This is a genomic window from Halomonas sabkhae, assembly GCF_030409265.1.
In the GTDB taxonomy this organism is placed as follows: Bacteria; Pseudomonadota; Gammaproteobacteria; order Pseudomonadales; family Halomonadaceae; genus Halomonas; species Halomonas halmophila.
Map to the genome: position 1 here is coordinate 17,647 of NZ_JAUFPM010000015.1, position 20,575 is coordinate 38,221.

20 protein-coding genes are annotated in these 20,575 nt (G+C 66.3%); 2 read left to right on the forward strand and 18 right to left on the reverse strand.

The window, feature by feature from the left end:
• Window positions 1-15: 15 nt before the first annotated feature.
• From QWY79_RS09255 to QWY79_RS09310, 12 genes are all read right to left on the reverse strand, one after another.
• A complete protein-coding gene (locus QWY79_RS09255; RefSeq protein WP_290272060.1) occupies window positions 16-843 on the reverse strand; it encodes a TatD family hydrolase in 828 nt (275 codons plus the stop codon).
• A gap of 55 nt (window positions 844-898) precedes the next feature.
• Window positions 899-1,888: a DNA polymerase III subunit delta' gene (locus QWY79_RS09260; RefSeq protein ID WP_290272062.1), complete on the reverse strand. Its 990-nt coding sequence runs from the start codon at window positions 1,886-1,888 to the stop codon at window positions 899-901.
• On the reverse strand, window positions 1,885-2,538 hold the full coding sequence (tmk, locus tag QWY79_RS09265) for a dTMP kinase (protein WP_290272064.1): 654 nt from the start codon (window positions 2,536-2,538) through the stop codon (window positions 1,885-1,887). The genes QWY79_RS09260 and tmk overlap by 4 nt, the downstream gene beginning before the upstream one ends.
• A gap of 83 nt (window positions 2,539-2,621) precedes the next feature.
• Window positions 2,622-3,626, reverse strand: coding sequence for an endolytic transglycosylase MltG (mltG, locus tag QWY79_RS09270; protein WP_290272066.1), 1,005 nt, complete (start codon window positions 3,624-3,626; stop codon window positions 2,622-2,624).
• A complete protein-coding gene (gene pabC, locus QWY79_RS09275; RefSeq protein WP_290272067.1) occupies window positions 3,623-4,498 on the reverse strand; it encodes an aminodeoxychorismate lyase in 876 nt (291 codons plus the stop codon). The genes mltG and pabC overlap by 4 nt, the downstream gene beginning before the upstream one ends.
• 61 nt (window positions 4,499-4,559) lie before the next feature.
• Window positions 4,560-5,798 (reverse strand): beta-ketoacyl-ACP synthase II, encoded by a 1,239-nt coding sequence (gene fabF, locus QWY79_RS09280; protein ID WP_290272069.1) that lies wholly within the window; start codon window positions 5,796-5,798, stop codon window positions 4,560-4,562.
• A 257-nt stretch (window positions 5,799-6,055) separates the two neighbouring features.
• Window positions 6,056-6,289 (reverse strand): acyl carrier protein, encoded by a 234-nt coding sequence (gene acpP / locus QWY79_RS09285; RefSeq protein ID WP_013331755.1) that lies wholly within the window; start codon window positions 6,287-6,289, stop codon window positions 6,056-6,058.
• A gap of 124 nt (window positions 6,290-6,413) precedes the next feature.
• On the reverse strand, window positions 6,414-7,157 hold the full coding sequence (fabG, locus tag QWY79_RS09290) for a 3-oxoacyl-ACP reductase FabG (protein ID WP_290272074.1): 744 nt from the start codon (window positions 7,155-7,157) through the stop codon (window positions 6,414-6,416).
• A gap of 30 nt (window positions 7,158-7,187) precedes the next feature.
• Window positions 7,188-8,159: an ACP S-malonyltransferase gene (fabD, locus tag QWY79_RS09295; protein WP_290272076.1), complete on the reverse strand. Its 972-nt coding sequence runs from the start codon at window positions 8,157-8,159 to the stop codon at window positions 7,188-7,190.
• A gap of 129 nt (window positions 8,160-8,288) precedes the next feature.
• Window positions 8,289-9,326: a phosphate acyltransferase PlsX gene (gene plsX, locus QWY79_RS09300; RefSeq protein ID WP_290272078.1), complete on the reverse strand. Its 1,038-nt coding sequence runs from the start codon at window positions 9,324-9,326 to the stop codon at window positions 8,289-8,291.
• 36 nt (window positions 9,327-9,362) lie between these two features.
• Entirely contained in the window at window positions 9,363-9,533 is a 171-nt protein-coding gene (gene rpmF, locus QWY79_RS09305) for a 50S ribosomal protein L32 (RefSeq protein ID WP_141318763.1), read from the reverse strand.
• 32 nt (window positions 9,534-9,565) lie between these two features.
• On the reverse strand, window positions 9,566-10,093 hold the full coding sequence (locus QWY79_RS09310) for a YceD family protein (RefSeq protein WP_290272081.1): 528 nt from the start codon (window positions 10,091-10,093) through the stop codon (window positions 9,566-9,568).
• A 103-nt stretch (window positions 10,094-10,196) separates the two neighbouring features.
• On the opposite strand from QWY79_RS09310, the gene QWY79_RS09315 reads away from it, so the two are divergent.
• The gene (locus tag QWY79_RS09315) at window positions 10,197-10,778 is read left to right on the forward strand and encodes a Maf family protein (protein WP_290272083.1); all 582 of its coding nucleotides are present in this window, start codon (window positions 10,197-10,199) and stop codon (window positions 10,776-10,778) included.
• 162 nt (window positions 10,779-10,940) lie between these two features.
• Here the strand turns inward: QWY79_RS09315 and sppA are convergent, their stop codons facing one another.
• From sppA to QWY79_RS09330, 3 genes are read right to left on the reverse strand one after another with little or no spacing between them, the layout of a single operon-like run.
• On the reverse strand, window positions 10,941-12,041 hold the full coding sequence (gene sppA / locus QWY79_RS09320; protein WP_290272085.1) for a signal peptide peptidase SppA: 1,101 nt from the start codon (window positions 12,039-12,041) through the stop codon (window positions 10,941-10,943).
• A gap of 25 nt (window positions 12,042-12,066) precedes the next feature.
• Complete coding sequence (locus QWY79_RS09325; protein ID WP_290272088.1) at window positions 12,067-12,714, reverse strand: HAD family hydrolase; 648 nt, start codon at window positions 12,712-12,714, stop codon at window positions 12,067-12,069.
• Between the two features lie 25 nt (window positions 12,715-12,739).
• Window positions 12,740-13,687, reverse strand: a complete 948-nt coding sequence (locus QWY79_RS09330; RefSeq protein ID WP_290272090.1) for an RluA family pseudouridine synthase — start codon at window positions 13,685-13,687, stop codon at window positions 12,740-12,742.
• A 768-nt stretch (window positions 13,688-14,455) separates the two neighbouring features.
• Between QWY79_RS09330 and rne the strand changes: the two genes are divergently transcribed.
• Window positions 14,456-18,187, forward strand: a complete 3,732-nt coding sequence (gene rne, locus QWY79_RS09335; protein WP_290272093.1) for a ribonuclease E — start codon at window positions 14,456-14,458, stop codon at window positions 18,185-18,187.
• Between the two features lie 116 nt (window positions 18,188-18,303).
• On the opposite strand, the gene murB is transcribed toward rne, so the two are convergent.
• Genes murB through kdsB form a run of 3 tightly spaced genes read right to left on the reverse strand, consistent with a single transcriptional unit; the run spans window position 18,304 to window position 20,566 of the window.
• Entirely contained in the window at window positions 18,304-19,320 is a 1,017-nt protein-coding gene (gene murB / locus QWY79_RS09340) for a UDP-N-acetylmuramate dehydrogenase (RefSeq protein ID WP_290272095.1), read from the reverse strand.
• Window positions 19,317-19,796 carry a low molecular weight protein-tyrosine-phosphatase gene (locus QWY79_RS09345; protein ID WP_290272097.1) on the reverse strand — a complete coding sequence of 160 codons (480 nt, stop codon included), beginning with the start codon at window positions 19,794-19,796 and terminating at the stop codon, window positions 19,317-19,319. The genes murB and QWY79_RS09345 overlap by 4 nt, the downstream gene beginning before the upstream one ends.
• Entirely contained in the window at window positions 19,793-20,566 is a 774-nt protein-coding gene (gene kdsB, locus QWY79_RS09350; protein ID WP_290272541.1) for a 3-deoxy-manno-octulosonate cytidylyltransferase, read from the reverse strand. Before kdsB ends, QWY79_RS09345 begins: the two co-directional genes overlap by 4 nt.
• Window positions 20,567-20,575: the final 9 nt, after the last annotated feature.

Here is a 20,575-nt window from a genome sequence, read left to right on the forward strand (position 1 = left end):
ACAGGCCTTGCCTGTCTAGGTCAGGCCCGCCTGACTCAGCGATGCCTTCATCTCCCCCGAGACCTCGGATTTGGCACCCTTGAAGAGGCGATAAAAGTTCGCGGCGGTCTGCATGGCCACCTCGTCGACACTGATACCGCGCTCCTCGGCGATGCACTCGGCGACTTCCACCACCCAGGCCGGCTCATTGGGCTTGCCACGGTACGGCACCGGGGCCAGATAGGGGCTGTCGGTCTCGATCAGCATGCGGTCCAGCGGCAATTGACTCGCCAGCCCGCGCACGGCGGTGGCGTTGCGAAAGGTGACGATGCCCGACAGCGAGATCTGAAATCCCATGCCGACGGCCTCGCGTGCCATGTCCAGGTCCTCGGTGAAACAGTGCAGCACGCCACCGACCTCGGGATCGACATGCTCGCGAATCAGCGCCAGGGTATCCTCGCGTGCCTCGCGGGTGTGAATGATCACCGGCAGCGCGAGCTGGCGTGCCGCAATAAGATGGCGACGAAAGCGTTCATGCTGAACCTCCCGCGGCACGGCCGTGTAGTGATAGTCGAGGCCGGTCTCGCCGATGCCCACGGCGCCATGTTCATCGGCGCTGTGCATGATGGCCTCGACGCTGGGCTCCTCGGGCACTTCGTGCAAGGGATGCACACCGGCGGAAATCGCCACGTCGTCATGTTCACGGGCGATGGCCGCGAGGCCGGGCACACCCTCGAGGGTCGTGGCGATGGCCAGAAACTGGCTGACATGGCGCTGCCGCGCCGCGGCCAGGGCGGCTCCCACATCACCGCCATGGGTACGGGAGTCGAGACGATCGAGATGGCAGTGTGAATCGACAAACATGCGAAAACGTCACCGGTTGAAATCAGAATGAAAGAGCGCGGCCGGGGCGTCCTGCTCAGGACCTCAAGAGCGCCGCCCAGCGGACCAGCCAGGCTTCCAGCACGAGCTGCGGGTTGGGGTTGTTGCCTTCCGTCAGCAGGCGGCGCTGCTCGCGGGCATAATCCAGCAGGCGGAACCAGTCGCGCACCCGGGCATTCTTGACGGCCTGACGATACAGCGGCAGCAGATCGGGATTACGCAACTCATCGGACAGCCCGGACAGGCCGAGTCGAATCAGGTCCTCCAGCCATGTAATACCGTACCACAGGATGGTGTCGATGGACTGGCGGTCCAGACGGGCCGCCTCGGCCACGGGCTCGGCGCCACGCACCAGGGCATCGAAGGTCTCGTGGAGCTGCTGCCGCAGGGCCCGCGCCTCCGGTTCGGCCAGCGCCAGGGCGCGCAACGGCAGCCCGCCCGAGGCACGCCACCAGAAGCGGGCATCCTCGTCACCGCCGAGCTGGTCGTTGAGCCAGCCGAGACTCTGGGCCTCGTCGGCCTGGGTCAGGCTCCATTGCTGGCAGCGCGAGCGAATGGTCGGCAACAGATGCGAGGGAATATCGGAGAGCAGCACGAACAGGGTCTGCCCGCCGGGTTCCTCCAGGCTCTTGAGCAACGCATTGGAAGCGGCCACGTTCATGGCCTCGGCAGGAGCGATGACAATGACCCGATAGCCGCCCTGCTGGGCCGTCTGCGACACGAAGGTGTTGATATCGCGTATCGGCCCGATGCGGATCTGGCGCTTGCCCTCTTCCGGGGCAACACGCCTCAGGTCCGGGTGGTAGCCGGCGGCGAGCATTCGGCAGCTGTGGCACTCGCCGCAGGCGAACTCGCCCGGCGCCGCGCAGAGGGTACGAGCGATCAGGGCCTCGGCCAGTGACTGCTTGCCGATGCCGCTGGGCCCGGCGAACAACAGGGCATGCGGCAGGCGGCCGGCATCGGCCAGGCGCGTGATGTCCTGCCAGCGGGATGCCAGCCAGGGGTAGGGACGCACCAGCTCGCTCATGCCCATGCCTCCAGACGGCGTTCGAGTACTGTGCGCAGCTCCTGACGCACGGCGTCCAGCGACTGATCGGCATCGATCAACTGCACCCGCTCCGGGGCCGCCGCGGCGCGTTCCAGGTAGGCGTCGCGCACCGCCTCGAAGAAGTCGCCGCGTTCCTGCTCGAAACGGTCACGCTGGCCACCATCGCGATCCAAGCGCCCTTCCAGCCGCCGCCGGGATGCCGCCATGGGCATGTCCAGCAGCAGGGTCAGGTCCGGCGTCAGGCCCTGCTGGACGAAGGTTTCCAGCTCGCCGATGCGTGCCTTGTCGAGACCACGCCCGCCGCCCTGATAGGCGAAGGTGGCATCGGTAAAGCGATCGCAGACTACCCAGGCGCCACGTTCGAGGGCCGGTCGCACCACCCGGGCCAGGTGCTGGGCACGAGCGGCGAAGACCAGCAACAGCTCGGCGTCATCATCCAGCGGTTCCTGGCTGGTCGGATCGAGCAGCAGCTCGCGAATGGCCTCGGCACGCGGGGTGCCCCCGGGTTCGCGGGTGCGCACCACTTCCAGGCCCCGGGATTCCAGATACTCGGCCACCATGACGAGATTGGTCGACTTGCCTACCCCTTCGCCACCTTCCAGGGTGATGAAGCGTCCTCGATGTTGCATGGCAGCGCCTCCTGGCACTCGATGGGTGTCGACAAACGACGGCGCTCGCCTGGCGGTCGTGCGTGGCGTTGGTCCACACCCTTTCAGCGGTTGCGGATATAACGGTTGACGGCGTTGTTGTGCTCGCGCAGCGTGCGCGAGAAGTGATGCGTGCCATCCCCTCGAGCAACGAAGTACAGGGCTTCCCCTTCCGCCGGATCGACCGCGGCCTCCAGCGACGCCCGACCGGGCAGGGCAATCGGTGTGGGCGGCATACCCTCGATCACATAGGTGTTGTAGGGCGTGGCCTCGCGCAGGTCGGCGCGGGTGATATTGCCGTCGTAGTCATCGCCCATGCCGTAGATGACGGTCGGGTCGGTCTGCAGGCGCATGCCCTGCTCCAGGCGGCGCACGAAGACACCGGCGATGCGCTCGCGCTCCTCCGGTGCACCGGTCTCGCGCTCGATCAGCGAGGCCATGATCAGGGCTTCGTAGGGCGTGGTGAACGGCAGCTCCGCCGCCCGCTCCTCCCAGACCGCGGCCAGCACCTCGTCCATGCGTGTCATCGCCTGACGCAGGATCTCCAGGTCACTGACCCCCTTGCGATAGCGATAGGTGTCCGGAAAGAAGCGACCCTCGGGATGCTCGCCGGCCCGGCCCAGCCGCTCCATGACCTCGGCATCGCTCAGCCCCTGGATGACAGGTTCGAGCTTTTCGGCATCCGCCAGAGCAGCACGCATCTGGGCGAAGGTCCAGCCCTCGGGAACGGTCACGGAGTAGGTCACCATCTCGTGGCGACGCAGCCGTTCGAGCATGTCCTCGCCCGTCATGTCGGGAGTCAGGCGATATTCACCGGGTCGCAGCGACGGCACGGCGTCGGCATCGAACCGGGTCAGCAGGCGAAAGGCCCAGGCATCGGCGATGATGCCGCGCTCGCCGAGCTCGGCGACGACCCGATGAAAGCCGGCGCCTTCCGGAACCTCGTAGATGACCGGCTCGTCGATCGTCAGCGGGGCCGCGAGGCGGGTTTCCCAATAGCGATAGCCGACCCCGGCCACCAGCGCTACCACCAGGACAAGCAGCGGCAAGGCCTTCATCAGGCGTTTCATGTCGAAGGATCTCCATCCTGCTGGCGGTTGTCGTCAGTGGCTGAAGCACTCGGTTGCGGATAGCCCAGCAAGGCATGTGCCTCGGCCTGCAGGGCGCGATACCGTTCGTCCAGCCGCCAGTGCATCCGGGCGTTGCCATGTGCGTCATCGAGCCGCTTGACCGGCCAGATGCCCTGGACGCTATTCCCCAGCCAGACCGCCTCGGCCTGCTCGAGCACCTCGGGGTGGGCATCCACTTCATGCACTTCGAGGCGTTGGCACAAGGCATCGCGCAGGGTTCCCGCCACACCACAGCGCGACAGGCGCGGTGTTTCCAGCTGCCCCTGGCGTTGCCAGAAAAGGTTCATGCAGGTCGCCTCGACGAGGCGGCCCTGGGCATCGCAGAGCAGGCCTTCGGCGATATCCGGATCCTGCCATTCGGCCCGGGCCATGACGTTCTCGAGGCGATTGAGGTGCTTGAGCCCGGCCAGCTGCGGCTGAATGCCCAACGCCAGCCGGCAGTGGCGGACCCGCACGCCTTGTGTCCAACGCTCGGCGGCGGGCGCAAAGGGGGCGGCATGCCAGCGCAGGCGTGGCTCGGGGGCATCGGGCAGGCGGTAGCCACGCCCGCCGCTGCCCCGGGTCAGGGTCAGCTTGAGCACCCGCAGCCCGTCACCCGCCCGGTCCGGCAGCGCGTCCAGCAGCGCGCGTGGTACCGGGGCAATGCCAAGGCGTTCGCACCCCCTCGCCAACCGGGCCATATGGGCTTCCCAAAGCACGGGCCGAGCGTCGCGTACCAGGATGGTCTCGAACAGGCCGTCTCCGTAGGACAAGCCCCGATCATCGAAGGGTACTCCTTCATCGGCGACGATATGCTCGGCTTGCCAGCTCACCCTGTTTCCACTCACCTGTCACTTGCAAAGCGTCTTTGAAGCCCGTTGGCGGCCGTGTCGGTCACACCTTCGAGAACAGCAGCGTGCCATTGGTGCCACCGAAGCCGAAGGAGTTCGACAGGCTGACATCGATCTTCATCTCGCGGGCCTGTTGAGGCACATAGTCCAGCTCGCAGCCCTCCTGGATATTGTCCAGGTTGATGGTCGGCGGCGCGACCTGGTCACGAATCGCCAGCACACTGAAAACGGCCTCGACGGCCCCGGCCGCCCCCAGCAGATGGCCGATCATCGATTTGGTGGAGCTGACCGCCACCCCTTTCGACGCTTCCCCCATGACCTGCTGAACAGCGCGGCTCTCGGCCAGATCACCGGCCTGGGTGGAGGTGCCGTGGGCATTGATGTAATCGATCGCGGCAGGGGCAATGCCGGCATCGTGAATGGCGTTGCTCATGGACAAGGCGGCACCGCTGCCGTCTTCCGGGGGCGCCGTCATGTGGTGGGCATCATCGCTCATGCCGAAGCCGCTGAGCTCGGCATAGATGGTCGCGCCCCGGGCCACGGCATGCTCGTACTCTTCCAGCACCATGACGCCGGCCCCGTCGGAGAGCACGAAGCCGTCACGCTCGCGATCCCAGGGGCGGCTCGCCGCTTCGGGGTCATCGTTGCGCGTCGACAGCGCCCGGGCAGCCGAGAAACCGCCCAGACCCAGCGGCGTGGTGGCCATCTCGGCACCGCCGCAGACCATGACATCGGCATCGCCGTAGGCAATGGTGCGTGCGCTGTAACCGATGTTGTGAGTGCCCGTGGTGCAGGCCGTGGTGATGGCGATGTTGGGGCCACGGAAGCCATGCTGAATGGCCAGGTTGCCGGAAATCATGTTGATGATCGAGCCCGGCACGAAGAATGGCGAGATACGCCGCGCCCCGCCCTTCTGCAGGGCGTTGTGGTTGTGTTCGATCATCGGCAGGCCGCCGATGCCCGAACCGATGGCCACGCCAATGCGATGGGCATTGCTGTCGTTGCACTCGATGCCGGCATCACTGATGGCCTGGCCGCCCGCGGCCACCCCGTACTGGATGAACAGGTCCATCTTCCTGGCATCCTTGGGATTGAGGTAGGGGCTGATATCGAAGTCCTTGACCGAGCCACCGAAACGCGTATTGAAGGCGCTGGCATCGAAGTGCTCGATCGGGGCAATACCGCTCTTGCCGGCCACGATGTTCCGCCAGCTCTCGTCGACGGTGTTACCCACTGGCGTGACCAAGCCAAGACCAGTCACCACAACCCTTCTACGAGCCATCAGCTTTCCTCCAGACATCTCAAGATAGTGCAGCCCATCCAGGGGCATTCATTGTCGGCATTATACCCGACTCATGGCGTGCTGTGCGCCCTCTACGGCCATGGATGAAGGACGCCGGGCATCCGTGCGTGACACGCGGCACGCTCGGGGCTCCGCCGGACACCACTGCATAAACACAAGAGCCGCCCTGCCTGGCAGGACGGCTCTCTCCGGGCATGGAAACCCGGACCTTTCAGCAAGCGGAATCGACCGCGCCCTTACTGGTGGGCGTTGACGTAGTCGATGGCTTCCTGAACGGTGGTGATCTTCTCGGCTTCCTCGTCGGGAATCTCGGTATCGAATTCCTCTTCGAGCGCCATCACCAGCTCGACGGTATCCAGGGAATCAGCGCCGAGATCTTCGGTGAAGGAAGATGAGCTCTGGATGTCTTCTTCCTTGACGTTCAGGCGCTCGGCCACAACCTTCTTCACGCGCTCTTCGATGGTGCTCATTATGACTTACTCCAGTCGTTCACGTTAGGCGTTTTGATGACCAGCAGGTTCAAATCCGCAAGCATAAGCTGCGGGGTAGTTTATAGACCGCTCGGGGTCGACGCAACCGCCGCATGTCGCGGTATTACCGCATGTTCATGCCGCCGTTCACATGCAGGGTTTCCCCTGTAATGTAGCTGGCTGACTCGCCGGTCAGAAAGCCGACTGCCGCGGCGATCTCCTCGGGGCGACCCAGCCGTGACAACGGAATCTGGCCCAGCAGCGCTTCCTGCTGCGCTTCCGGCAGCGACTCGGTCATGTCGGTGGCGATGAATCCCGGGGCCACCGCATTGACCGTAATGTCACGCGATGCCGCCTCGCGCGCCAGGGCTCGCGTGAAGCCTTCCATGCCGGCCTTGGCCGCCGCATAGTTGGCCTGCCCCGCATTGCCCATGGTGGCCACCACCGAACTGATCGACACGATGCGTCCGAAGCGCGCCCGGCTCATGCCACGCAGGCATGCCTTGCTGACACGATAGACGGATTTGAGATTGGCATCCATCACCGCGTCCCAGTCATCTTCCTTCATGCGCATCAGCAGGTTATCCCGGGTGATGCCGGCATTGTTGACCAGGATGGTCGGTGCCCCGAATTCGTCACCGATGGCCTTGAGCAACGCCTCGATGCTCTGCTGATCGGTGACGTCGAGACGGCGCCCCGCGCCCTCGATGCCGTGTTCCTTGAGATCGGCATCGATCCGCTCGGCCCCGGAATCGCTGGTGGCCGTGCCGATGACGATGCGTCCCTGGCGTCCCAGCTCGTGGGCGATGGCGCGGCCGATGCCGCGGCTGGCCCCGGTGATCAGGGCGACTCTACGCTCGGTTGTCATGCGCTCTTCCATTGTCTTGCGGAGAGGGAGTCAGCCGTTGGCCGACGTTGACTGGCCAGCGGCTTCGCGGGCCAGCTCCAGGGCGGTCGCCAGGCTGTCCGGGTCATTGACCGACAGCCCCTTGCTGCCCCGGGCGATTCGCTTGTTGAGGCCGGTCAAGACCTTGCCGGGCCCGCACTCGATGAAGACCTCGGCCCCCAGGCCCGACAGCGCCTCGATGCAGGACGTCCAGCGCACCGGCTGATGGAGCTGCTCGACCAGGCGCGTGCGCAGCGTTTCCACATCGGCATGCGACCGGGCATCGACATTCTGCACCACGGTGTAGCGGGGAGAACGCAGCTCGATGTCGTTCAGCGCCGTGGACAGGCGTTCGGCCGCCGGCCGCATCAGGTCACAGTGCGAAGGCACGGAAACCGGCAACGGCATGGCCCGCTTGGCACCCGCCTCCTGGCAGGCCGCCACGGCGCGGTCGACGGCGGCCTTGCTGCCGGCGATGACCACCTGGCCCGGCGCATTATAGTTGACCGCCGACACCACGTCGCCTTCGGCCGCCCGGGCACAAGCGGCTTCGACCGCCTCATCATCCAGCCCCAGCACGGCCGCCATGGCGCCCTGCCCCTGGGGCACGGCATCCTGCATGGCCTCACCACGCAGCTTCACCAGGCGCACCCCTTCCGCGAACGGCAGGACTCCGGCACACACCATGGCGCTGTATTCCCCCAGGCTGTGGCCGGCCATGGCCGCCGGACGCGGCCCTTCGAGCTCCTGCCAGACCCGCCAGATCGAGACACTCGCGGTCAACAATGCCGGCTGAGTACAGGCCGTGGCGTTCAACTCCTCGGCAGGGCCTTCCTGCACGACCTGCCACAGATCGTAGCCCAGCGCATCGGAGGCCTCCTCGAAGGTCGTGCCCACCACGCTGTAGCGCTCGGCCAGCTCGCGCAGCATGCCGATCTGCTGGGAGCCCTGCCCGGGAAAGATGAGGGCAAGGGGTTGGGTCATGTCGATCACCTTTGCTCTTGTTGACTGGCTTCGCCGAACGTCACGCTCGTGACCCGGCGGGTGTCCTGCAACCACTCGCGTCTCGACCGTGGTTCACGATGGAGACGCCAGCAGACAAGACGCTGGAGGCTAGTGTGCCGAACGCTCGCCAACGGATCCACGCCTGCCCAGCTCCTGCGCCAGACACGCCGGCAGATCATGCGTCACTTCGCGGGCGGCACGCGCCACCGCGTAATGAAAACCGGCCGTGTCAGCACTGCCATGACTCTTGATGACAATACCATCCAGCCCCAGCAGGCTGGCACCATTGTAGCGTACCGGATCCAGCTCGCCACGCAGCCTGGCGAGTGCCGGCCGCGCCAGCCAGCCGACCAGGCGACTGGACCAGTGGGCCTCGAAGGTCGCCTGAACCCGTCGCACCAGCATGCGCGCCAGGCCTTCACTGGCCTTGAGCACGGCGTTGCCGACGAAGCCATCGCAGACGACCACGTCCACGTCACCGGAGAAGATGGCGTCCCCCTCGACAAAGCCGAGGTACTCCAGCGCGGTTTCCTGCCTGAGCAACTCATCGGCGTGCTGGACGCTGAACGTGCCCTTGGTGCCCTCGACACCGACATTGAGCAGACCGACGCGCGGCCTTTCCTGCCCATCGATGCGACGCGCCATGACCTCGCCCATCAGGGCGAAGTCGCGCAGACGCTGCGCTTCGACCTCGACATTGGCGCCCAGGTCCAGCAGATAGCAGCGTCCTTCGCGGCGCGTGGGGATCGCCGTGCTGATGGCCGGACGCGACATCCCGGCCACCATGCCGAGAGCCCGCCGCGCCAGCGCCATCAGGGCGCCGGTATTGCCGGCACTGACACCGGCCTGGGCCTCGCCCCGCGCCAGGCACGCCAGCATGCCGGACATGCTGGTCGTCTGCGCACCGCGCAGCACCTGAGCGGGGCGCTGATCCTGGCGGACGACGCCCGGGGCATCGATGACGTCCATAGACGACGCCGCCGCGACCAGGGGCCGCGGCAGCCGGGAAATCTCGTCATCGAGCTGTCGAGCCGGGCCGAACAGCAGGATATCGAGATCGGGGTCGGCCATGACCGCGCTGGCGGCACCGGCTACCGCGGCACGGGGACCGAGGTCTCCGCCCATGGCATCAACGGCGATTCGCATGTCAGCGTGCAGACATCATGGCCGGTATCGGCGTCGTTACGCGTCGACGACCTTGCGTCCACGATAGTAGCCATCCGGGGCCACATGGTGACGCAGATGGGTCGTGCCGGTTTCCTTGTCCTGGGACAGGGTCTTGCCGGTCAGGCCATCGTGGCTACGACGCATGCCGCGCTTGGAACGGGTCTTGCGGTTCTGTTGAACTGCCATGAGATATCACTCCAGAGTGAATCAGTGAATAATCAGTGTTTGCCCTTGAGGTGCTTGAGCACGTCGAAGGGGCTCTCGGCGGGAGACTCCGACTCGACGGCTCCCGCCCCGCTGCTCAGCTGGTCGCGCGAGACCTGGCATTCGGCCTCATCGTGGTAAACCACCTGGGGCAGGCTGAGAATGAGTTCATCCTCCACGACCCCCAGAAGGTTCAGCTGTTCGTTTTCCACCAGTACCGGCTCGTGGGTACTCGGCAGCTCGGCTGCCAGCGAATCACTGGTGACCAGCCCCAGCAGGAAGTCACTCTCGACTTCGCTCGCCATGGGCACCAGGCAACGCCGACACGGCAACTGCATCTCGGCTTCGATATGGCCTTCTATCCCCCGGCGCCCCTGGGCGTCGATGGTGAAGTCCAGCCACACCTGCGCCTCGCCGCTCTGCGCGCCGACGGCCTCGGCCAGCCGTGGCATGTCGGCAAGCGACACCAGGCCTTCGAGGCGTTCGCCATGGGCCGCGAGCTTGTAAGGCTCGACCCGGATCGGTAGTCGTGAGGTCAACATAGGCGCGCAATGATAGGCACTCCCCCAGCCCCTGTCAAAGCCACCGTGGTCTCGGGTTAGAATGGCCGACACACCCCATCGCCCCGTTTCGACTGGAGCTTGCATGTCACGACTGGTCCTCGCCTCCGGCTCCCGCTTTCGCCGCCAGCTGCTCGACCGGCTGGACATGCCCTATGCCTGGGCCAGCCCGGATATCGACGAGACGCCTCGCCCGGGCGAGTCCCCGCAAAGCCTGGTACACCGCCTTTCCCTCGCCAAGGCTCAACACCTGGCCGACGACTGGCCGGAACATCTGATCATCGGCTCCGACCAGGTCGCCGTCTTCGCGGGCCGGACGCTCGGCAAACCGGCCGATGAGGCCGCCGCCCGCGCCCAGCTCGCCGCCTTTTCCGGGCATCGCGTCAGCTTCCTGACCGGACTGGCGCTGATCGACACCCGTCACGCCCGCCACCGCGTCTGCCATGAAGGCTACGACGTCATCTTCCGCCGACTCGAGGACCGCGAAATCGCCCGCTACGTCGAACGCGAATGCCCGCTGGACAGCGCCGGCAGCTTCCGCATGGAAGGCCTCGGCATCACGCTGTTCGAACGCCTGGAAGGCGACGACCCCAATACCCTGATCGGCCTGCCGCTGATCCGCCTGTGCCAGTGGCTGAGAGAAGCCGGGGAGGATCCGCTGGGCTAACCCAAAGAAGGAAGAACGCGGCTACGCCGCTGAAAGAATGAAGAGCGGCGCTCAGCGCCTGGAAGTGGGAAAAAACCTGTCTTGCCGCGGGCTTAACCTGGCTTCTTCCCTCTTCCTTCTTACCTCTTCCTTCTTCCCTCTTCCTTCTTACCTCTTACTACTTCAACGCAGTTGATACCTCACCGGCGTTTCAGCGCTCGAGAGTCCGAGCACCGAGGCCATGACATTGCCGAAGCGGCGGGAGAGGCGTTCGAAGGGGTCGAGGCGCGGGGTGTAGTTGTGCAGGTTGACGTCGTCCAGCAGGCGCCGGGCTTCACCGTCCAGGCTGCCGAGACGATCCACCAGCCCCAGCTCGACGCCTTGCTCGCCGGTCCAGATCAGGCCGCTGAACAGGCGTTCGTCATCGCTCAGCCGACCGCCCCGGCCGGCCTTGACGTCCTCGATGAACTGCTGGTGGGTGGTGGTCAGGACCTCCTGCCAGAACCGGCGCTGCTCCGGCTCGACGGCCGCGAAGGGGTCGAGGAAGTCCTTGTTCTCGCCTGCCGTGAAGACACGACGCTCGACGCCCAGGCGCTCGATGGCCTGCTGGAAGCCGAAGCCGGCATGAATCACGCCGATAGAGCCGACCAGGCTGGCCGGCGCGGCGACGATGTCGTCGGCGGCCGAGGCGATATAGTAGGCACCGCTGGCCCCGATATCCTCGACCACGGCAATGATCGGCTTGTCGCCGCTGTCGCGCAGACGCATGATTTCATTGTAGATGCGCTGCGACTGCACCGGGCTGCCGCCGGGGCTGTCGATATGCAGCACCACCGCCCGGGCGTCCGGGGCGCCCCAGGCGCGCTGGACGCCATCGATCACGCGCTCGGCACTGGCGGGCGACTCGCGGTCGATCACGCCCTCGACCTCCACCACCCCCAGGTGTGGCCCCTCGGCCTGACCGACATCCTGCGCCATGAACAGGCCCGCGAAGGTAATGCTCAGCGACGCCAGGACCAGCAGCGCCAGGACGAACCGGAAGAACAGCTTCCAGCGCCGACTGCGCCGCTGCTCGACGAGCACGCCGTCGATCCAGCGATCGAGAATGGCCTGCTCGGCCAGCCGGCGTCGCTCGCGCAGCGCCTCGGCACTTTCCTCGACGCCCTCCCCGGACGCTTCCGGTCCGGCCTCCTCGCCGCCACGCGGTCTTGCCTCGCGGCGCCGGCGCGCCTCTTCGGCCGAGAGTTCCGGGCCGTCGGTCCAGTCGTCGTCGCGTTCGCTCATCTTGACGTCATCTCCAGAGACTGCCTCATGTTGTCAGCCATTCCATCAGGCCAGGAAAGCTGTGGGCGATAAATACCGGGGTGCTGGCGGCCAGGCGCTCGGGGCTGTGCACGCCGTAGGTGACCGCGGCACGGTCCATGCCCAGGGCACGGGCCATTTCCATGTCATATTCGGTATCGCCGACCATCAGCGCCTCCTCGACAGGCACGTCCAGCTCGGCGAGCAGTTCCTCGAGCATGCGGGGGTGCGGCTTGGAGCGCGTCTCGTCGGCGGTCCGGCTGGCATGGAACCATGCCCCGGTGCCGCTTTCGCGAAACGCCCGATCGAGTCCGCGACGACTCTTGCCGGTGGCCACGGCCAGACGCAGCCGCCCATCGCGGTGCAACTGCTGCATGCCGTGGCTGACACCGGGGTAGAACGCCATCGGCGGCTGATCACACTCGACAAAGTAGTGGGCGTAGCGTTGCTTGAGCGCCTCGGCGCGATCCGCCTCGATGCCCGGGCACAGCCTGGCAATGGCCTCGGGCAGCCCGAGCCCGATGATGTCACGCACCTGGTCGCTGGTCAGCTCCCAGCCGATATCCCGACCGGCCGCCTGCATGCAGGTCACGATGCGCCCCAGCGAGTCCATCAGGGTGCCATCCCAGTCGAAGATCAACAGTCGATAACGCATCTCGTCTCTCGCTTCGCTCGGCAAGTCAGTTGCCACGTCGGGCGCGCGTCAGCACCGCATCCAGGGTGTCGTCGAGGGGCGCACGAATCTGCACCGGCTTGCCGCTGGTCGGCTCCGGAAAGGTCAGCGATGAGGCGTGCAGAAAGAGCCGCGACAGCTCCCACTGGCTGGCCGTGCGCTGGGACTCTCGGGAACCATACTTGTCATCGCCGAGCAGCGGATGGCCGGCATGGGCGGCATGCACGCGGATCTGGTGGGTGCGCCCGGTGACCGGTTCGGCCTCCATCAGGGTGGCCCCGGCAAAGGCCTCGCGCACCGCGAAACGCGTGCGTGCCACCTTGCCGCCGGCGTCGACCCTTACCCGCCGCTCGCCATTGCCGGCATCGAAGCGGTCCAGGCGCGCGCTGACGAAGTCGCGACGCGCCGGCCAGCGGCCCGCCACCAGGGCCAGGTAGCGCTTGTTCATGTGATGCTGCTTGAGCGCCGTATTGAGCGTGAGCAGCGCATTGCGCGACTTGGCCAGCAGCAGACACCCCGAGGTATCGCGATCCAGCCGATGCACCAGTTCGAGAAAGTCGAGGTCCTCGCGCACCTGACGCAAGGCCTCGATCAGGCCGATCTTGACGCCGCTGCCACCATGCACCGCCAGACCGGACGGCTTGTTGATCACCAGCCAGTCCCGGCCCTCCAGCAGCACGCTGCCGGCCAGCAGATTGCGCAGATTGTCGCTGACATCGCGCACCGCCTCGCGTGGCGCCAGCTTGAGCGGCGGGATACGCACCACATCGCCCACGGCGAGTCGTGAGTCAGCCTTGACGCGCTTCTTGTTGACCCTCACCTCGCCCTTGCGCACGATGCGGTAGACCAGCGAGCGCGGCGCCCCCTTCAAACGCGTCATCAGAAAATTGTCGACCCGCTGACCAGCCTGGCCCTCGGTCACTTCCACCCATTGTACGTCGCGGCCTTCGGCCATTCCGGCTCACTCCACAGGAGACTGCAATTCAGCGGGTATTCTACCGCAGTCCGGGCCTTCCTGCGCCAATTGCTGGCCACCCCCATTACTGTTATATTGCCAAAGCGCTCCAATGGGTTGATAAAGCCAAGTTGTGTTCAACCCAGCACAGCGCCTGCACGACTCACACGCAGGCCGGAGCGAAAAGATCAGGCCGCGACGACTCTCGACAATCCGAAGTCCCGCCGCCGAAGTAAAGTGACACGAAGCCAAGCGATACAACGCCACGCCCGCCCGATCGCGTTCGCACTCGAGAACAAGCTCGATATGACGCGAGAGGACATCACGGGATACGTACAACATCGTGCCGAGGGCGGCGTTGGCGAATCGATGAATGCCAGGTGTTGGCGGTGACTGCAAGGACCGGCTGGGCGACGACCCGCCGAGACATGTCCTGCCTCCGCCGAGTACTCAACATGATCACGCCGTGCCGGCAGGGCCCACAGCGCCACCGACACGGCCGGGCGCAGTTCCGCATCCGCGACATGCGCTGAGCACAAGCACGCAGCACCCAGCGGTTCGCCTTCGTCGAGCAAGGAAGCCCACGGGCTTGATAGTCGTCGCGAGGGGCATGGGGTTCGAGACGTGGTGAGCGATGCATGACGGCACGGCCGACCAGGCCGTTCCCGGAATGCCCTCACCCGGCCGCAACACCCGGCCTGTCGCAGCGCGACGTCAGACCCCTGGCGCTGTCCGGGCGCCCCCGGCACGTCCATACTGCGAGACACCATGAAACGGATGCTCATCAATGCGACCCAGCCCGAAGAGCTGCGTGTCGCCCTGGTCGATGGACAACGCCTCTACGACCTGGACATCGAATCCGGTGCCAGGGAACAGAAAAAAGCCAATATCTACCGCGGCAAGATCACCCGCGTCGAACCCTCCCTGGAAGCGGCCTTCGTCGACTTCGGTGCCGAACGCCACGGCTTTCTGCCGCTCAAGGAAGTCTCCCGCGACTACTTCGTCAAGGAGCCTTCCGGCCGTCCCAGCATCAAGGAAGTCCTCAAGGAAGGCCAGGAAGTCATTGTCCAGGTCGACAAGGAAGAGCGTGGCAACAAGGGCGCAGCCCTGACCACCTTCATCAGCCTGGCGGGTCGCTTCCTGGTACTGATGCCCAACAACCCGCGTGCCGGCGGCATCTCGCGTCGCATCGAGGGCGACGAGCGTGCCCAGCTCAAGGAGTCCATGGCCGATCTGACCGTGCCCGACAAGATGGGTCTGATCGTGCGCACCGCGGGGATCGGCCGTTCTTCCGAGGAACTGCAGTGGGACCTGGACTACCTGGTTCAGGTCTGGGAGTCGATCACCGGCGAGGCCGGCAAGCGCCCTGCCCCCTTCCTGATCTATCGCGAGTCCAACGTCATCATTCGCGCCATGCGCGACTATTTGCGTCCGGATATCGGCGAAGTGCTGATCGACAGCGAGAAGGTCCATGAAGAAGCCCTGACCTTCATCCGCCAGGTCATGCCCTCCTATCAGCAGAAGATCAAGCGTTACGCGGACGAAGTCCCCCTGTTCTCGCGCTTCCAGATCGAATCGCAGATCGAGACCGCCTACGAACGCGAGGTCAAGCTGCCCTCCGGCGGCTCCATCGTCATCGACCACACCGAAGCGCTGGTGTCCATCGACATCAACTCGGCACGCGCCACCCGGGGCAGCGACATCGAGGAAACCGCGCTGCAGACCAACCTCGAGGCCTCCGACGAGATTGCCCGCCAGCTGCGCCTGCGCGACATCGGCGGCCTGGTGGTCATCGATTTCATCGACATGAGCCCGGCGCGCAACCAGCGCGAGGTCGAGAACCGGGTACGCGACGCGCTCAAGATCGACCGCGCCCGGGTACAGATCGGGCGTATCTCGCGCTTCGGCCTGATGGAAATGTCGCGTCAGCGCCTGCGCCCCTCCCTGGGCGAGACCAGCGGCGTGGTCTGCCCGCGTTGCGACGGCCAGGGCACGATCCGCGATGTTCGCTCGATCTCGCTGTCGATCATGCGCCTGATCGAAGAAGAAGCCATGAAGGAGCGCAGCGCCCAGATTCGCGCCATCCTGCCGGTTCCCGTGGCGACCTACCTGCTCAACGAAAAGCGCGGCATGCTCGCCGACATCGAACAGCGCCAGCAGGTGCGGGTGGTGCTGTTGCCGCACCCCGACATGGATACGCCGCACTACGACGTGCAGCGGCTGCGCGACGACCATGTCGATGAAGAAGGCGGCGTGCAATCCAGCTTCGAGATCTCCATGGACACCGAGGTGGGTCGCGAACCCGAAGCGGCCTTCGGCAAGCCCGTCAAGCGCGACGAGGCGGCCGTGACCACCGTGGAGCACAACGCACCGGCACCGGCGTCCCTGCAGCAGGATACCGCCAGCCAGCCGGCTCAGGAGACTGCCAAGGCCGCCTCCCAGCCAGCGCCCGCCCCGACCCTTCCCGCTCAGCGCGACGGCGTGGTGGGCCGCCTGATCAAGGGCTTTGCCCGCCTGATCAACGGCGAGGCCGATACCTCACAGACCTCCGGCACCGACACCAGCTCCTCCGGCCAGCAGCCCCAGGCTCGCGATAGCGGCGACCAACGCCAGGGCGATGGCAACCAGAACCGTTCCGGTGGTGGACGCCAGCGCAATCGTCGTGGCGGCTCCTCTTCCGGCCGCAGTGACAGCAATCGCCAGGACGAACGTCAGGACAATCGCCAGAACAGTCGCGGCAACAATGCCGGCAAGAGCGCTGCGCGCAACGATGACAGCGCCTCCGACAACCAGAGCCGCCAGCAGCGCAGCAGCCGGGGACGTCGTCAGGACGACAACCGCGGCAAGCAGAGCGCCGCGGCCCAGGAGTCACCGAAGTCGGCTGACAACCGCGACAAGACCGAGGCCAGGAACCAGAGCGGCAAGCCTCAGGACAAGTCCGGCAAGCCAGACAACCGTGGCAAGTCCGAAGGCAAGGGCCAGAACGGCAAGGGCCAGGGCAACAAGGAGCAATCCGGCAAGCCTCAGGAGCCACAGGCCAAGGCATCGGACAATCGCCAGTCCGGTGAGGCCGGCAAGCCGGCCGCCGAGTCGGCCAAGGCCGAGAACAAGGGCCAGGATGGCAAGCCCGCGGCGGACACCGGCAAGCCCAAGCGCACGCGCAACAATCCGCGTCAGCGCAGTCGCCAGCGCGCCCTGAACGCCAAGGCCGAAGCCGAGCAGAAGCGTCTCCAGGAAGAAGCCGCCCAGCAGGAAGCGGCGCCCGGTGAGGCCGAGACCGCGCAGGGCGACCAGGCCGAGGCGTCGCAGCCGTCCCAGGCAGCGTCTGCACCAACGGCCACTGCCGAGGCCGGGTCTGCGGAGACCCAGCAGCCGAAGGCCGAGAAAGCGAAGTCCGACAAGCGCCGCAAGGACAACGCCCGGACCGACGACAAGGCCGATGCCCCGTCCACGACGGCGGCTGACAAGTCCCAGGCTGAGACCGGGGCTAGCCAGGCAGCGTCCGATGTGTCGCCGAAAGCCCCGGCCGAGGCTGATGCACCGCAGGCCACGCAAGAAAAGGCGGCACCCGCGGCCAAGCAGACCGACGACGCAGCAAGCGACGCGTCTGCTGCTGATACCCGGAAACCGGCGAAGGCCGCTGGCAAGTCGCCGAAGACCGAGTCCAGGGCATTGAAATCCGGGTCGGAGACGGCCCAGGGCCAGTCCGAGGCGCCGAAGACGGAAGCAGAGACTGCCAAGGCCAAACCTGGGGCGCCGAAGGCGGAAGCAGCAGCTGACAAGGCCGAATCCGAGGCACCGAAGGCGGAAGCGGCAACTGCCAAGCCCGAATCCGAGGCGCCGAAGGCGAAAGCGGCAGCTGACAAGGCCGAACCCGAGGCGCCGAAGGCGGCATCGGAAATTGCCAAGGCCGAGTCCGAGGCACCGAAGGCGGCATCGGAAACTGCCAAGACCGAGTCCGAGGCGCCGCAGGCGAAAGCGGAAGCTGACAAGGCCGAGTCCGAGGCGCCGAAGGGGGAAGCGGCAGCTGACAAGGCCGAATCCGAGGCACCGAAGGCGAAAGCGGCAACTGCCAAGGCCGAGTCCGAGGCACCGAAGGCGGCATCGGAAACTGCCAAGGCCGAATCCGAGGCACCGAAGGCGGCATCGGAAACTGCCAAGACCGAGTCCGAGGCACCGAAGGCGGAAGCGGCAGCTGCCAAGGCCGAATCCGAGGCACCGAGGGCGAAAGCGGCAACTGCCAAGGCCGAATCCGAGGCACCGAAGGCGAAAGCGGAAACTGCCAAGGCCGAATCCGAGGCACCGAAGGCGGCATCGGAAACTGCCGAGTCCGAGACGCAGAAGGCGGAAGCGGCAACTGCCAAGGCCGGGTCAGAGACGGCCGGCAAGGCGGCTCAGCCCGCAGCCGAGGACCAGCCCGCCGAGCCCAAGCGTCGCCGTCGGGCCCACAACGACCCCCGCGAGCGCCGCAAGCGTGAGCAGGAAGGTGGTCAGGGCTGAAGTTGAACGGCCCTGCCCTGACGTAAAAAGCGCCCGCGGCCAATTGGCCGCGGGCGCTTGCTTGTGGGGCATCGGCGAATCTGGCGCGCCTGCCTGCCGGCCTGAGCCAGCGTCCCTTACATGTCGCCACCGACCCGCAGCGGCTCGCGTTCCAGGCGCACGCCGAAGCGCTGCTGCACCTGCCCGGCCACTTCCGCGGCCAGTTCCAGCAGTTCCACGGCACTGCCGCCGCCATGATGCACCAGGACCAGCGCCTGACGCTCATGCACGCCAAAATGGCCGCGCCGCCAGCCTTTCAGGCCGCATTGATCGATCAGCCAGCCGGCGGCCAGCTTGACGCCCGCCGCCTGGGGGAATTGCGGCATCCCGGGATGCGCCTCGCGCAGGGCAGCGGCTTGCTCACGGGACACCAGCGGGTTCTTGAAGAAACTCCCGGCATTGCCGAGCACCGTCGGATCCGGCAGCTTCTCGCGGCGCGTGGCACACACGGCCTCGGCCACCTCCAGGGCTGACGGCCGTGCCGCGACCCGCTGCGCCAGGTCACCATAATCGAGACGCGGAGCGGCCCGACGGGACAACCGCAGGATCAACCCGGTAATCGCCACCTGGCCCGCCATCTCCCGCTTGAAGATGCTGTCGCGATAGCCGAAGGCACACGCCTCGGCGTCCATCAGTGACTCCCGGCCGTCATGCAGCGATACCACGCGCACGGCCTCCACCACATCGGCCAGCTCGACGCCATAGGCGCCGATGTTCTGGATGGGGGCGGCACCGCAATGCCCGGGAATCAGGGCCAGGTTCTCGATGCCCCAGATGCCGCGAGCGGCCAGGGCCATGACCAGGTCATGCCAGACCACGCCGGCATCGACCTCGAGCCGCGGACACTCGCCCTCCTCGAGCCACCGCCAGTCGGCCATGGCCGGCTGGATGACCAGCCGAGGCAGGCGCGGCGGCAGGATGACATTGCTGCCGCCGCCCAACAGCAAGGGCTCGAGGTTCTGCTCATCGGCCAGCGTCAGGGCGGCGGCCAGTTGTCCGGCGGAAGTCGGCGCCACGAAACGCTCGGCACGACACGGCAGCCCCAGGGTGTTGAAACGCGAGAGGTCATGCTCGGCCCGCACATCGAGGCTCAAGACGACGCCTCCAGGCGCTGCTCGAGACTCGCCACCAACCCCTCGCAGGCACTCTCGAGCAGATCCATCATCTCCTCGAAACCACGCTCACCACCGAAATAGGGATCGGGCACGGGTGTGTCGGCCAGCCCGGCGTATGCCAGGAAGAGGCCGACATGCGCCCGGCAGTCGGCGGGTCGTTGCTTCTCCAGGGCCGCGAGGTTGTCGTGATCCATGGCCAGCAGGTAGTCGAAGCACGAAAAGTCCGCCGCCACCAGCTGACGCCCACGCAGATCGCCGATGTCCAGACCACGCCTGGCCGCTGCCTTGCGTGCCCGGGCATCCGGCGGTTCGCCCACATGCCAGGGGCCGACACCGCAGGAATCGATCTCGACCCGGTCGGCCAGTCCCGCTTCGCGGATCCGGCGACGCAGCATGCCCTCGGCGGTCGGCGAACGACAGATATTGCCCAGACAGACGAAAAGAACCCGTATCATGTGCCTGCTCCCTGATCCTGCATCCATTGGCGCACCCGCTCGAGGTCATCGGCGGTGTCGACACCGGCCGGGTTGGGCTCCCGGGCGAGGCCGACCTGGATGGCATGACCATGATGCAGGGCGCGCAGTTGTTCCAGTTGCTCCAGCTGCTCGAGCGGCGACGCCGCCCAGCCGAGGTACTCGGCGAGGAAGCTCGCGCGATAGGCATAGATGCCGATATGACGCAGCCAGGCATCGGTCTCGAGCTGCTCGGGGCGTTGCGCGAAGGCCTCCCGGTCCCAGGGAATCGGCGCCCGCGAGAAGTAGAGCGCCCTCCCCAAGGCCTGGCGGACCACCTTCACCGCATTGGGATTGAACAGCGAATCGACATCGGTAATGGGCTCGGCCAGGGTGGCAATGGAGGCCCCGGTGTCATCGAACAGGCGCTGTGCGACCTGATCGATGAGCGCCGGGGGAATCAGCGGCTCATCCCCCTGGACATTGACCAGCACGGCGTCGTCGGGCAAGTCCAGGGTGGCGGCGACCTCCGCCAGACGGTCCGTGCCGGAGGGATGATCGGGCCGCGTCATCACCACTTCCGCTTCCAGCCCGGCGAAGGCGTCACGAATCCGTTCGTCATCGGTGGCAATCACCACCCGGGTGGCCGCGCTTTCACAGGCCCGGCGCCAGACATGCTTGACCATGGGCTCACCGGCAATCTCCAGCAGGGGTTTGCCCGGCAGGCGTGTCGAGGCGAAGCGCGACGGTATCACGACGATGAAATCCTGCATCTCGGCCCC